Source organism: Paraflavitalea speifideaquila (genome assembly GCF_032395985.1).
Lineage (GTDB): Bacteria > Bacteroidota > Bacteroidia > Chitinophagales > Chitinophagaceae > Paraflavitalea > Paraflavitalea speifideaquila.
Genome location: NZ_CP135920.1, coordinates 7,894,403 through 7,906,878, shown reverse-complemented (window position 1 = coordinate 7,906,878; position 12,476 = coordinate 7,894,403). Strand labels below are relative to the sequence as shown.

Sequence of the window (12,476 nt, the reverse complement as noted above, 5' to 3'; positions counted from 1 at the left end):
TTTACATTTCATCGTCGGGGTTTGGTTGATCTTCTTTGACGGATTGCAATTTTTTAACTTCTGCTACGAATTCTTTAGCAGGTTTGAATGCAGGAATGTAATGTTCAGGGATGTGTACCGCAATGTTTTTCTTAATGTTGCGGCCGATTTTGGCAGCACGCTTTTTGGTAATAAAGCTGCCAAACCCACGAATGTAGATGTTTTCTCCTTGGGATAAGGTATCTTTCACTTCCTTGAACATGGTCTCCAGCGTAACCAAAACATCAACCTTGGGGATACCTGTTTTATCAGATATTCGGTTAACGAGGTCTGCCTTTCTCATGTCGATGAATTTTTAACGGGTTTTCAAATTTTTTTTACTTTAAACGGCAACCGGCACAAAATCAATTCATTACTCAAATTAAATGTTAATTCGCACATTTGCAAGAAAAGGTCTAAATAATTGATATTGAGGGGCATCAATTTTCATGCCGGGTTCTATTTAACCTATCTCATTATCAGAAAGTTATATATTCAATATTTACCATGAAACCAACGTTCACAGAAAAGCTTTTAGGGTGGAATAATGACCAAAATACCCGCTCAATGCCCTGGAAAGGGGAGAAAAATCCTTACAAAATATGGTTGAGTGAAATTATTCTGCAGCAAACAAGGGTAGAGCAGGGATTGGCCTATTATGAAAAATTCATTGCTGCTTTTCCTACGATAGAAGACCTTGCTAAAGCACCTGAAAAAAGTGTATTTAAATTATGGGAAGGATTGGGTTATTATACACGTTGTAAAAATCTAATTGCTACTGCAAAAAGGTGGTAAAAGATCATAAAGGAAAGTTCCCTTCTACTTATGATAGGATAAAAGAACTAAATGGTATTGGGCCTTATACTGCAGCTGCTATTGCTTCCTTTGCCTTTAATGAACCCAGGGCTGTGGTAGATGGTAATGTACAACGTGTTATAGCGCGTTATTTTGGGATTTCGACTCCTATCGACACTACATCAGGAAAAAGATGTACCAGGAGCTGGCAACAGCTTTGCTTGATACAGAACGGCCAGGTATTTACAATCAGGCCATCATGGATTTTGGTGCTGTGATTTGTAAACCACAAAACCCGTTGTGCTCAATTTGTCCGCAACAAGCCGATTGTGAAGCATTTAAACATGATCTTATAAAACAGCTGCCGGTCAAGGAGAAAAGTCTTAAAAAGAAGGAGCGGTGGTTTTATTATTTTATCATTCAGTATCAGAATAAATTCTATATACGGGAGCGTGTGGATAAAGACATCTGGCAAAACTTGCATGAGTTTGTATTGTATGAGGCTATGCAGCCTGTTCAGGAAATATTCCAGGATCTGCCATTTCTGAAAAAGCTGTTTGGGAAGCAATCATATTCGGTCAGTCATATTAGTAAAGTTTATCATCAGCAACTCACGCATCAACTGATCCATGGGCAGTTTATAACTATTACAACGCTTAAGCCTGTAGGGGGCCTGAAAGATTACGTGTTGATTGATAAAAAGCAATTAAAACAGTATGCTTTTCCGCGTATTATTAACACTTTCCTAGAAGAAAAGTCATCGCTGGCACAGTTATTTTAAGCCTTTGAGTATGATGGGGAATGGTCTCTATATTAACACTTAGAAGGGGTAAAAAAAAGGGATAATATCTGTAAAAAAATTAACTTTAAGAGTAAATAAAACCGGTAGACGATTTCTAACAATAAACTCACCATTTATGAGAGGCGTTAACAGGGTTATGCTCATTGGCAATTTAGGAAGAGACCCGGATGTACAGTACCTGGAAGGTAATATAGCGGTTGCAAAATTTCCATTGGCCACCACCGAAACATTCAAAGACAGGGCTGGGAAGTTAATTTCACAAACAGAATGGCATACGGTGGTATTATGGAGGGGATTAGCGGAGCTGGCTCAGAAATACCTGCATAAGGGTAGTTTGGTATATATTGAGGGCCGTTTGCGTACACGAAGCTGGGAAGACAAGGAAGGCAACAAGAAATTTGCTACTGAAGTTGTGGGAGATAACCTCATCATGCTGGATAAAAGAACTGATGGAACAGGCCACCATGGCCCACATAGCAATTCACACGGTGAAAATATAGAAGGATTCAATGCCGATATTCCTCCCATGGGAGAACCTTCGCAAGACCTACCCTTTTAAGCGCAGAATACATGGATTAAGCGCAGATTACTCAGAACAGTAAACATTGATTTTAAAGGCAAATCAAGTAGTTTTCACGGATGTATTTGCAGATTCCCCTAACCGCAGAGTAAATGGAAAAAGTTGATTTTCTGGATTAAACAAGATTTAATTGGCCTCAAAAGCAATAAAGTCGCCCCTAAATCCATTTTTGATCATTCCAGCCAGTGATAATATTTTTGCACCAAATTTGTTTATATGGGGCAGGCCATAAACCTGCCTTTCTGATGGGGCACTAGGAACACCGCCTGTCATTGTTGATCGATCATTGTTAACAAAAACCAATTGCTTTGGATAATTCTTTCGGGTGTTTGTTATTAGGCGACGTATGGCAGCCCATAATGCTGGCGGTCAATGTACAAACCACTACAATACTATCGGCCGTAGTATTATTTCTCTTACTGCTTTCTTTCTTTATATCGGGTGCTAAGGTGGCTTTTTCTCCCTTACTTATCGTGATGTGAATATGCTTAAAACCAAGCAGGATTCGGGTTGGAAGCGTATTGCCAATTTACTGGAAGAGCCCAGGGCGCTTCAGGCTTCACTCACCATTGCCAATACGCTTATTAATATTGCGATCATTATCCTGGCCAATTTTCTCATAGATCCCATTTTTACTTTTAAGCAGGACGGCTGGTTTGTGCAATTCCTGGTCTATGCCATTAAAGTATTGGTGATCTGCTCGGTGATGGTGTTGTTTGGGGAAGTGTTGCCCAAGGTAAGGGCCAATCAGAACAACTTACGTTCGGCCTATGAATCTTCTTTCCTGGTAGAAGTGATCTATTATATTTTCAAAAGAATGGCCGGCTGGTTGGTAAACCTTTCGGACCGGGTTGAGAAGATCTTTGGGGGCAAGGCTTCGCGTGCGTATACGCAAAAACAATTGGAAGAGGCTATCCGTTCCACTATTCATGAGGAGGAGGAGCAGCGTATCCTGGCCGGGATCTATAAGTTTGCCAATATTACGGTGAAACAAGTGATGCGTACAAGGCTAGATGTACATGGTGTTGGGCACAATATTTCATTCAAGGCTTTGAAGAAGGAGGTTGAAGAGTTGCATTATTCACGAATGCCGGTCTATAAAGGGAGCCTGGACGATATTCAGGGTATTATACATTCCAAAGACCTGATACCACACCTAAATGAGGCGGATAGCTATGATTGGCAAAGTTTGTTGAGGCCTCCGTATTTTGTACATGAGCAGAAATTCGTAGAAGATCTGCTTACTGAATTCAAAGTAAGCGGATCCATTTTGCCGTGGTGGTGGATGAATTTGGAGGCACCAGCGGGATTATTACGCTGGAAGATATTTTGGAAGAGATTATTGGTGAAATAAAAGATGAGTTTGATGAAGAGGAATCTGGTAACAAGAAAATAGATGATACCACGTATATTTTTGAAGGCCGTACTATGATATATGATGCATGCAGTATTATGAACCTACCGGCTGATACTTTTGACCAGGTAAAAGGGGAGAGTGATTCACTGGCTGGGTTGATACTGGAACTGGCGGGCGAAATTCCTAAAGCTGGTGATATGGTTCCCATTGGGGATTTTGAGTTTACGATCATTGAGGTAGACCGTAACCGGATCAAAAAAGTGAAGGTGACGATCAAGCCTGGGACGGTGTGATAGTAAGTTGTGGTTGAGGCAAACAGCTATGAGGGAGTACAGTTGGGGATAGGGGCAATTGTGAAGGGGCAATAATGAATGGGTAGTTTTTTTTGAAAAAGCGCTGATTAAAATATAGTATGAAGACTAGATCCTTTTTGTGTTTCCTGATCATATGTATACTTGGTGCCTGTAATAGCGACTATACGCTTAAGCGAAGAGGATATTTTAAGATAGACTTTCCCAAGCATCAATACCAAACATTTAACCAGCCTGGTTATCCCTACACGTTTGAGTACCCGGTATATGCTAAAGTTGTTAAAGACACTACTTTCTTTGAGGGAAAGCCGGAAAATGATTATTGGATCAATATTGATTTTCCCCAATTCAACGGAAAGTTCTACATCAGTTATAAAGAGATTGGAAAGAATAATTTCACCAAACTGGTAAATGATGCTTTTGAAATGACGTATAAGCATACCTCAAGGGCTACAGAGATTACGGATTCGGCTATCAGGACTCCTTTGGGTGTCGGTGGACTGTTCTTTAATGTGGGGGAAATGCGGCTACAGCCAAGCAGTTTTTTGTTACGGATTCTGTGCGGCATTTTTACGTGGGGCCTTGTATTTTGATGCCACGCCCAATGAAGATTCTCTCGGTATTGTCAATGATTTTTGCTGACGGATATGAAGCACCTGATCAATTCGCTTCAATGGAAATAGGATCCCCTTTCCAGGTAGGTCTAAACATTTAGTTGCCGCTAATTTCTTCTTTCTTTTGGCATTCCCGCCAACTTATTTTACTTTTCGTGCTACTAGAACTTACCAAAACTAAGCACATGAGAAGGGCATTCCTGCTTTTGATTTCATTTTTTATAGGCTTTCTGCTTAATGCACAAACTCCTCTTGAAGACAGTCTGAAATTATCGCTTACCAAGGCTGCTAATGATGCGGAAAGGATCAATGTCTTATCTAATCTGTCGGTTTATTCTATGGGCTGGGATAATAGTCAGGCAGTCAAATATGCCAATGAGATGATGGAGATTGCGGAAGTGAGCCGTAACCGGACGTTAATGATCAGGGCCTTCCTCTATAATGCACGACGTTATTATGAATCTTCGGGATCGCAGGAGGCGGTGGGTAAGGCAATAGTGTCTGCTACGAAGGCTGTTGAATTGGCTAAGGGGAGTGGTCTGGACGATTATACGGCCCTGGCCTATACTTATCTGGCGCGGGGGTACCGGGTTTCCGGCGAATTGGATAAAGCCCTGAATCTGAATAACCTTGCCTCCGCATTGGTGGTCAATAGCAAGGATGACTCTATCAGGACGATCGTCTTTTCAGCGTTGGGTTCGACTTACCTGTTAAAGAATGAGAAGCTGCTTGCCTTTCGTAATTTCCTGACGGCACAGGATATTGCAGAGGAGGACAAGCGCTATGAGCTATTGCGAAATGTGTATACCAACCTGGGAATCTTTTATAATGTGATCGGCTAATATGAGAAAGCCAAGGATTTTGAATTTAAGAAAGTACAACTTCAGCGGACGAACAACAAACTGTATGATCTACTGGATACCTATAATAGTCTTGGTACCTTATTCCGCAATGCCAAGCAATTTGACCTATCAGAGAAGTTTTATGAGCATGCGCTGACGCTTGCCGATTCATTGAAGATCGACAAGTTCAAACTGGGCACTTATCTGAACCTGGTGAATCTGTACCTGAATAATAATCAGTTTGAAAGAGGGTTGGCATTTTTCAAATCACACAAAGAGGTAGGAGATTTTATCAGCCGTTCGGGAATGGATTTCTTTGTATACCAGGGGTATGGCTCAATGTATACTTATGTGAATAAGCTGGATTCTGCTGCTTATTACTTCAAGCTGGCTGAGCCTGGTTTTGAAATGTGGGCTACCAAGGCCAATAAGTACTGGTTTTATAGCAATTATGCATACTATTTCCGCAAGCGGGGGATTATGATAATTCGATCAATTATTGGTTGAAAGCCAAACAATTGGGGGACGAAATAGGTAGCCTGGATTTACAACAGCAGTCGACGGTCAACCTGGATTCGCTTTATCAATTGAAAGGGGATTTCAAAAATGCTCATCTCTATAATAGCTTAGCCTATCAATACAAGGACAGTTTACAAAAGCTGGCTAAAGAAAAGGACCTGCTTTCACTTGAAATTGACAATGAAAACCGCCGTAAGGAGCGGGAGGCGAATCAAAGGGAGGTTGAGTTGTCGCGGAGGCATAAGATCCAATATATGGGTATTGTAGTTGCCATAGTAGGGATCTTTATCTTATTGGTAATGGCAGGCATTTTCCGTGTATCGACTGCAACGATTAAAGTGCTTGGTTTTTTTGCTTTTATTTTCCTTTTGAGTTCATTATCCTTCTTGCTGACAATCAAATTCATCACTGGACACATGGAGAGCCGTGGAAGGTAATGTTGATCAAGATCTTACTCATTGCCATGTTATTACCCCTGCATCATTGGCTGGAGGAAAAAGTGATCCATTACCTCACTTCTCAAAAACTGTTGCAGGTAAAGGGTAAAAACCTGCTGGATAAGGTATTTGGGCGGAAAAAGGTGTCTACCCCGGTTGAAAATATATAGGCCAGGGTTACGGGCAAGGTTGTAAATTTGCCATGTAAAAATAATACTCTTGATAGCAGTTGAAAATGTATTAATCAGTAATGAGGTAGTGGAGGCGCAATTTGTGTGCGATCTCGTGAAGTGTAAAGGTGGATGTTGTGAGGAAGGGGATGCGGGTGCGCCATTGGAAGATGGTGAACTGGATCTGGTGGTTGAGTTGTATGACAAGGTGAAGCCTTACCTGACGAAGGAGTCAATAGCTGAAATAGAACGGAAAGGGAAATATGTTTACCACCGTGAGTTTGGCTGGGTAACGCCTACACTGGGTAATGATAATGAGATCTGCGTATATGGCATCAGGGATTCCAAAGGGATCATTAAATGTGCCTTTGAACAGGCTTATAATGATGGAATAATTGGCTGGAAGAAGCCTATTAGTTGTCATTTTTCCCCATTATACAAAAGAATGGCCGCCATGGCGATTTTGACAGGATGAATTATGAGCCACGGGAAGAGTTGTGCAAACCAGCCTGTGGCCTTGGTAAAAAGCTAAAAGTACCTGCATATCAGTTCCTGAAGGAACCCATTATCCGTAAATACGGCGAAGAATTTTACCAGGCGCTGGATAAGGTGGCCAAAGATTATTTTGCAGGCAAGCAGGAAGATTAATCAAGTATTTCATTCTACAACAGGGATCATGAGCGATATTGTTTCAACCTTCATGGCCAAGAGCACGGTTAAAGCGGCTGATCTGGAACACCGGCGTAAGGTGAATTTCAACATCAGCAAATACAACGCTACTGTACCGCTTGGTAAAGAGCAGTTTTCGAATGTGCACCTAGCCCGTGAAAGGGCTAAAAATGTGAAATGGCGGGCCATTGAAATGCTGGATGTATATCTTGAAGAGTTTGAGTCTAACCTCATGAAGCGTGGCGGGAAGGTTATTTGGGCTGAGGATTCCAAGCAGGCGCTGGAAGAAATAGCAAAGATCTGTGCAGAGAAGAACTGCAAAACGATCGTAAAGAGTAAGAGTATGGTAACGGAAGAAATTCACCTGAATGACTTCCTGGAGAAGAAAGGTATTGAAAGTGTAGAAACGGACCTGGGAGAATATATTCAACAATTAGATGGCGAGCCTCCTTATCATATTGTAACGCCGGCCATGCATAAAAGCAAAGAGGATGTGGCCAAGTTATTTTACAATAAACTGGGTACTGCTCCCAATCTAACACCCAGTGAGCTTACGCTGGTGGCACGGGAAAAGCTGCGGACAAAATATGTAGAAGCAGAGATTGGGATCACAGGGGCTAATTTCATTATAGCAGATATTGGAGGGATTGCGGTTACTGAAAATGAAGGTAATGCCCGTTTGAGTTGTGCGTTTCCTAAAACGCATATTGCGATTGTTGGGATTGAAAAGATCATTCCTTCTATTAATGACCTGGGTTTATTCTGGCCTTTGCTGGCTACTTATGGTACGGGGCAGCAGGTTACGGTGTATAATACGATTGTGAGCGGACCCCGGCAGCCGGGTGAAACAGATGGGCCTGAAGAGATGTATGTTATCTTGTTGGATAATGGGCGCACGAAAATACTGGCCAATGAAAAGGCGAGGGAGAGCCTGTATTGTATTCGTTGTGGAGCTTGCCTGAATGCCTGTCCTGTTTATAAGAATATTGGTGGCCACGCTTATGGCACTACCTATAGTGGTCCTATTGGCTCGGTGATCACGCCTCACCTGAAAGAGATGAATGATTGGAAGCATTTGAGTTATGCTTCTTCGCTGTGTGGTAATTGTACGGAGGTTTGTGCGGTAAAGATCAACCTGCATGAGCTTTACTGGAAAACCGGCATGAGGCGGTAGAGGAAGGAGCTTCGGGGTGGACGGAGCGGATGGCCTGGAAGGCCTGGAAAGTAGCCAGTCTTAACCGTAAATGGATGAACAAAGGGAGCCAGAAAACGAAGAACTGGATGGTTAACAAGGTTTTTAAAGGTTGGACAGCTCATCGGGGGAATTGGACTTTGCTGCGAAAACCTTTAATGAGCAATGGCAGGAACGACATGCCTCTCAGATCAAAAAATGATAACATTATTTGCCGGAAAGTCAACTTTGTCAGTTGACTTTTTATTTTGTGTTACGGATGCTGCTTTATTGTAATACCATTACTCCCCGCCTTCAATATATTGTTGATTTTTCAGCAAAGAATTGTTTGAAGAGCCTATTTCCATAACTACGGATAGCCATGCTTTTGAGCAAGCGAATGGCCCTAAATTGAATTATTCTTCGCAGGATCTTACGGGGCATCATTTGAGCATCCACCCGGTGGATCTATTGTTTGAAAGTGGTATCCGGCCTCAAACGATCCATTGTTTTACTACTAACGGACAGGTTGCGTTTTTTTCGACCACGGGAGATCTCCCCTTTGATATTTTTGCTGCTTCCTTTTATTTACTTAGCCGGTATGAGGAATACCTGCCGCATGAAAAGGATGAATATGGCCGGTATGGGCATACGAATTCACTCGCTTTCAGGGAAGGCTTTTTAGATCAGCCCCTGGTGAATTATTGGTTAAAGCATTTTAAAGAAGTGCTTGTTCAAAAGTTTCCTGGTTTGCTGTTCCGGAAGACCAACTTCAAATGCATCCTTTCTTATGATATTGATATTGCCTGGTCGTACCTGCATAAAGGTTTTGTACGAACTGCGGGGGCTTTGGCCGGAGTATTCTGAAGGGTGAATGGTTGCTGGTTAAGGAGCGTTGGGATGTGTTGCGAGGGGCAAAGAAGGATCCTTATGATTGTTTTGAGTGGCTGGATGCGTTGCATTTGTATTGTCGTTCGAGGCCTTATTACTTTTTCCTGGTGGCCCGTAAGCAGGTTGGATATGATAAAAATATACCTACGCATATAAAGGCTTTCCGCAGTTTAATTGAATATTATGCCAATACTTATAAAACGGGCATTCATCCATCCTGGCAAAGTGGTGATGATGTTGATCTGCTGGCTGAAGAGAAAGAGTGGCTGGAGGTGGTAGCTGATACAGAGATCATCCGCAGCCGTCAGCACTATATCCGTTTTGAATTGCCCGATACGTATCGATACCTGATCAAGGCGGGTATACAAAAAGATTTTTCGATGGGGTACGGTAGTATCAATGGTTTCAGGGCTTCTGTTTGTTCTTCTTTTGCCTGGTATGACCTGAGGCAGGAAAAAGCTACTTCGCTGCTGATCTATCCTTTTTGTTTTATGGATGCTAATTCATTTTATGAGCAAAAGGATACACCGCAACAGGCTTATGCAGAATTGATCTTGTATCATGAGCAGGTACGTAAAATAAATGGCATGATGATCTCTATTTGGCATAACTCGATTTTGGGCACTGATAAAACCTTTGCCGGCTGGCGTGAAATGTTTGAGTTGTTTATGAAAGAAACGGTTTACTGGGATGCTTATTCGGATTGATAGAGAAGTCCGGAAGACGGGAAGTCGGAAAGACCGGAAGTTGGAAAGTCTGAGAAAGATGGGGAGTTGGGCGGGAAGTTAATTTTCGGCTTGTTTGATTTTCCTATAGGCTTTGTTGATGAGGTGTACACCCAATAATGTAATAGCTCCTCCGGCGATAATAAACAAGGTCAATTTTTCATCAAATAATAAGGAACCTAATAATACTGCCACTACCGGATTAATATAAGCATAGATGGATGCTTGTTCGGTAGGGAGGTTTTGTAATGCGTATAAATAAGCGATAAAGGAGATAACTGAGCCAAAAGATGCGAGGTAGGCAATGGCAGTCCAAGATTGCCAGGGAATATCCTGAACTGGAATGGTTTGGCCTGTGACCACTGCCAGGAGGCTGGTGATGATACCTGAAATAAGCATTTGGAGTCCGAGGCTGAAGTAGGGATTGAAAGCAGCGGCCTGTTGTTTGGTGTAAAGGGTTCCGAATGCCCAGGTCCAGGAAGCTGTTAGTGAAAGAAGGATACCGAACCGGAATTCGGGATCTAAGAGGTCGGCGAGGTGTTCGTAGAAAATAACGCATACGCCTGCAAAGCCCAATAACAAGCCCAGAATAGCTTTAGCTGGTATTTTGGACCTGGCGGTAAAGAGGTTAATAAGAACGATCCAGAGGGGAAAAGTGGCTGCGATAATGGACCCTAGTCCTGCTGAAATGTATTTGACGCCCCAGGTGGACAGTCCATTGGTGAGGGCGAAATTCAGCAAACTTAGGATAATGATCGGGCCCCATTCCTTTCCCCTTGGCCAAGCTCTTCCTTTGCTAATAAAAAAGACCACATATAAGAGACCACCAATGGATTGGCGTATGCCTGCCAATTGTAACGCCGGCATGTGTCTTACTCCCTGGCGGGAAGCAATCCAAGTGGTGCCCCAAAAGAAGCATACCATGCCCAAGGCAAAAAGGGCTTTGAACCGGGTGCCTCTTTTTTGAAGGAAAGGTGGTTTATATGTTGGTGCGATCATTCTTACTTATCAGTGCTTAAAGTGGCGCATGGCGGTCATTACCATGGCCAGTTTGTTTTGCTGGCAATAGTCGATGGAATCCTTATCTCTTACGGAGCCACCGGGTTGAATGAAAGCCGTGATACCAGCAGTGTGACCCATTTGCACACAGTCGTTGAAAGGGAAGAATGCATCACTGGCCAATACGGCTCCATTCAGGTCGAACTTAAACTGACTGGCTTTTTCAATTGCCTGGCGTAAGGAGTCGATGCGACTGGTTTGGCCGCAACCTTTTCCTATGAGTTGTTTGTTCTTGACCAGGGCAATGGCATTTGATTTAAGGTGTTTGCATACCAGGTTGGCGAAATCAAGATCAGCTCTTTCGGCAGGGGTGGTTTCGCGGCCTCCTACTTCTTTCCATTCTACATAATTACCTTCGTCAGCTCCTTGTTTCAATACTCCATTCAATACAGATTTGTATTCTTCGGTCTTTTTGAAAGGCGCTTTCTGTTGTAAGAGGATCCTGTTCTTCTTAGACTTCAGGATGGTTAGGGCATCTTCATTAAAGGATGGGGCGATCAGTACTTCAAAGAAGATCTCGTTGATGGCTTCGGCAGTAGCTTTATCAATGGTGGCATTGGTAACGAGTACGCCTCCAAAGGCGCTTTCGGGATCTCCTGCCAGTGTTGCATCCCAGGCTGCTTTTATTGAATCACGGGCAGCAATGCCGCAAACGTTGGTGTGCTTGATAATGGCAAATACGGCTGAGGTGGCATTGCTACCAAACTCTCCGATCAATTGTACGGCAGCATCTACATCAACGAGGTTATTGTAGGAAAGTTCTTTACCATTCAATTGATTGAACAAGGCATCGAGGTTGCCATAAAATACGCCTGTTTGGTGTGGATTTTCGCCATAGCGCATTGTTTTAGGCTTGGGGATGGATTCCAGGAAGTATAATGGGTTTGCTGGATTAAAGTATTTGGCGATGGCGACATCGTAATGGGCTACGATTTCAAATGCTTTGGCTGCAAAAGCTTTGCGTTGCTCAAGGGTGGTAGTGCCCTGTTGTTCGCGGAGTAATTGTTCGAGTGGGGCATATTCTGTTTTGGCTGCTACGACTACGAGGTCTCTGAAGTTTTTAGCAGCTCCCCGGATCATGGAGGGGCCGCCAATATCTATTTTTTTCGATAATGAGTTTTTCTTCGCTGGTGCTGGCTACGGTTTCCTCAAAAGGATAGAGGTCAACAATTACGAGGTCTATTTCTGGGATCTTGTATTGTTTCATTTCCTGGAGGTCGGTTTCATTATCCCGGCGGCCCAGGATACCACCAAATACGGATGGGTGGAGTGTTTTTACGCGTCCACCGAGGATGGAAGGGTAGGTGGTGAGGTTTTCAACAGGTATTACTGGAATGCCGAGTTTTTCAATGAAGGCCTGGGTTCCACCGGTAGAGTAGATGGTGATTCCTAATTGGTGGAGTTGTTGTACTACTGGTTCCAGACCATCTTTATAAAAAACAGAAATGAGGGCAGACTGAATCTTTTTTGTCATAAACTTAAATTTTCTAAGAGGGATTCTATAGCAGGAATGGTT

At 42.9% G+C, this 12,476-nt stretch carries 19 protein-coding genes and 1 pseudogene; 16 read left to right on the top strand and 4 right to left on the bottom strand.

The window, feature by feature from the left end; genetic code table 11:
* Window position 1: 1 nt before the first annotated feature.
* Window positions 2-322, bottom strand: a complete 321-nt coding sequence (locus tag RS881_RS54245; RefSeq protein ID WP_315818410.1) for an HU family DNA-binding protein — start codon at window positions 320-322, stop codon at window positions 2-4.
* 203 nt (window positions 323-525) lie between these two features.
* Between RS881_RS54245 and RS881_RS54240 the strand changes: the two genes are divergently transcribed.
* The 16 genes and pseudogenes from RS881_RS54240 to RS881_RS54160 all read left to right on the top strand — a co-directional run bounded on the left by RS881_RS54240 (window position 526) and on the right by RS881_RS54160 (window position 9,883).
* A complete protein-coding gene (locus RS881_RS54240) occupies window positions 526-813 on the top strand; it encodes an HhH-GPD family protein (RefSeq protein WP_315818409.1) in 288 nt (95 codons plus the stop codon).
* On the top strand, window positions 807-1,091 hold the full coding sequence (locus RS881_RS54235; protein WP_315818408.1) for a hypothetical protein: 285 nt from the start codon (window positions 807-809) through the stop codon (window positions 1,089-1,091). The genes RS881_RS54240 and RS881_RS54235 overlap by 7 nt, the downstream gene beginning before the upstream one ends.
* Window positions 1,073-1,594, top strand: a complete 522-nt coding sequence (locus RS881_RS54230) for an NUDIX domain-containing protein (RefSeq protein WP_315818407.1) — start codon at window positions 1,073-1,075, stop codon at window positions 1,592-1,594. The genes RS881_RS54235 and RS881_RS54230 overlap by 19 nt, the downstream gene beginning before the upstream one ends.
* A 136-nt stretch (window positions 1,595-1,730) precedes the next feature.
* Window positions 1,731-2,174: a single-stranded DNA-binding protein gene (locus RS881_RS54225; protein WP_119052181.1), complete on the top strand. Its 444-nt coding sequence runs from the start codon at window positions 1,731-1,733 to the stop codon at window positions 2,172-2,174.
* A gap of 329 nt (window positions 2,175-2,503) precedes the next feature.
* Window positions 2,504-2,677, top strand: a complete 174-nt coding sequence (locus RS881_RS54220) for a hypothetical protein (RefSeq protein WP_315818406.1) — start codon at window positions 2,504-2,506, stop codon at window positions 2,675-2,677.
* 2 nt (window positions 2,678-2,679) lie between these two features.
* Entirely contained in the window at window positions 2,680-3,549 is an 870-nt protein-coding gene (locus RS881_RS54215) for a CNNM domain-containing protein (protein WP_315818405.1), read from the top strand.
* Window positions 3,525-3,845, top strand: coding sequence for a transporter associated domain-containing protein (locus RS881_RS54210; RefSeq protein WP_315818404.1), 321 nt, complete (start codon window positions 3,525-3,527; stop codon window positions 3,843-3,845). The genes RS881_RS54215 and RS881_RS54210 overlap by 25 nt, the downstream gene beginning before the upstream one ends.
* 119 nt (window positions 3,846-3,964) lie before the next feature.
* Window positions 3,965-4,456 (top strand): hypothetical protein, encoded by a 492-nt coding sequence (locus RS881_RS54205; RefSeq protein ID WP_315818403.1) that lies wholly within the window; start codon window positions 3,965-3,967, stop codon window positions 4,454-4,456.
* Between the two features lie 206 nt (window positions 4,457-4,662).
* Window positions 4,663-5,319 carry a hypothetical protein gene (locus tag RS881_RS54200; RefSeq protein ID WP_315818402.1) on the top strand — a complete coding sequence of 219 codons (657 nt, stop codon included), beginning with the start codon at window positions 4,663-4,665 and terminating at the stop codon, window positions 5,317-5,319.
* A gap of 171 nt (window positions 5,320-5,490) precedes the next feature.
* Entirely contained in the window at window positions 5,491-5,826 is a 336-nt protein-coding gene (locus RS881_RS54195) for a hypothetical protein (protein WP_315818401.1), read from the top strand.
* Window positions 5,823-6,275 (top strand): hypothetical protein, encoded by a 453-nt coding sequence (locus tag RS881_RS54190; RefSeq protein ID WP_315818400.1) that lies wholly within the window; start codon window positions 5,823-5,825, stop codon window positions 6,273-6,275. Before RS881_RS54195 ends, RS881_RS54190 begins: the two co-directional genes overlap by 4 nt.
* The gene (locus RS881_RS54185; protein ID WP_315818399.1) at window positions 6,275-6,445 is read left to right on the top strand and encodes a hypothetical protein; all 171 of its coding nucleotides are present in this window, start codon (window positions 6,275-6,277) and stop codon (window positions 6,443-6,445) included. The genes RS881_RS54190 and RS881_RS54185 overlap by 1 nt, the downstream gene beginning before the upstream one ends.
* An 88-nt stretch (window positions 6,446-6,533) precedes the next feature.
* Window positions 6,534-7,093: pseudogene (locus tag RS881_RS61215) on the top strand (DUF3109 family protein).
* A 28-nt stretch (window positions 7,094-7,121) separates the two neighbouring features.
* The gene (locus RS881_RS54170) at window positions 7,122-8,288 is read left to right on the top strand and encodes a LutB/LldF family L-lactate oxidation iron-sulfur protein (protein WP_315818396.1); all 1,167 of its coding nucleotides are present in this window, start codon (window positions 7,122-7,124) and stop codon (window positions 8,286-8,288) included.
* 342 nt (window positions 8,289-8,630) lie between these two features.
* The gene (locus tag RS881_RS54165) at window positions 8,631-9,152 is read left to right on the top strand and encodes a DUF7033 domain-containing protein (protein ID WP_315818395.1); all 522 of its coding nucleotides are present in this window, start codon (window positions 8,631-8,633) and stop codon (window positions 9,150-9,152) included.
* Between the two features lie 11 nt (window positions 9,153-9,163).
* On the top strand, window positions 9,164-9,883 hold the full coding sequence (locus tag RS881_RS54160; RefSeq protein WP_315818394.1) for a polysaccharide deacetylase family protein: 720 nt from the start codon (window positions 9,164-9,166) through the stop codon (window positions 9,881-9,883).
* 78 nt (window positions 9,884-9,961) lie between these two features.
* Here RS881_RS54160 and RS881_RS54155 read toward each other — a convergent pair whose 3' ends face one another.
* The 3 genes from RS881_RS54155 to RS881_RS54145 are packed head-to-tail and all read right to left on the bottom strand — an operon-like array spanning window position 9,962 to window position 12,434.
* Window positions 9,962-10,900: a DMT family transporter gene (locus RS881_RS54155; RefSeq protein ID WP_315818393.1), complete on the bottom strand. Its 939-nt coding sequence runs from the start codon at window positions 10,898-10,900 to the stop codon at window positions 9,962-9,964.
* A gap of 9 nt (window positions 10,901-10,909) precedes the next feature.
* Window positions 10,910-12,040 carry a bifunctional phosphoribosylaminoimidazolecarboxamide formyltransferase/IMP cyclohydrolase gene (gene purH / locus RS881_RS54150; RefSeq protein ID WP_315818392.1) on the bottom strand — a complete coding sequence of 377 codons (1,131 nt, stop codon included), beginning with the start codon at window positions 12,038-12,040 and terminating at the stop codon, window positions 10,910-10,912.
* Entirely contained in the window at window positions 12,021-12,434 is a 414-nt protein-coding gene (locus RS881_RS54145) for a hypothetical protein (protein WP_315818391.1), read from the bottom strand. Before RS881_RS54145 ends, purH begins: the two co-directional genes overlap by 20 nt.
* Window positions 12,435-12,476: the final 42 nt, after the last annotated feature.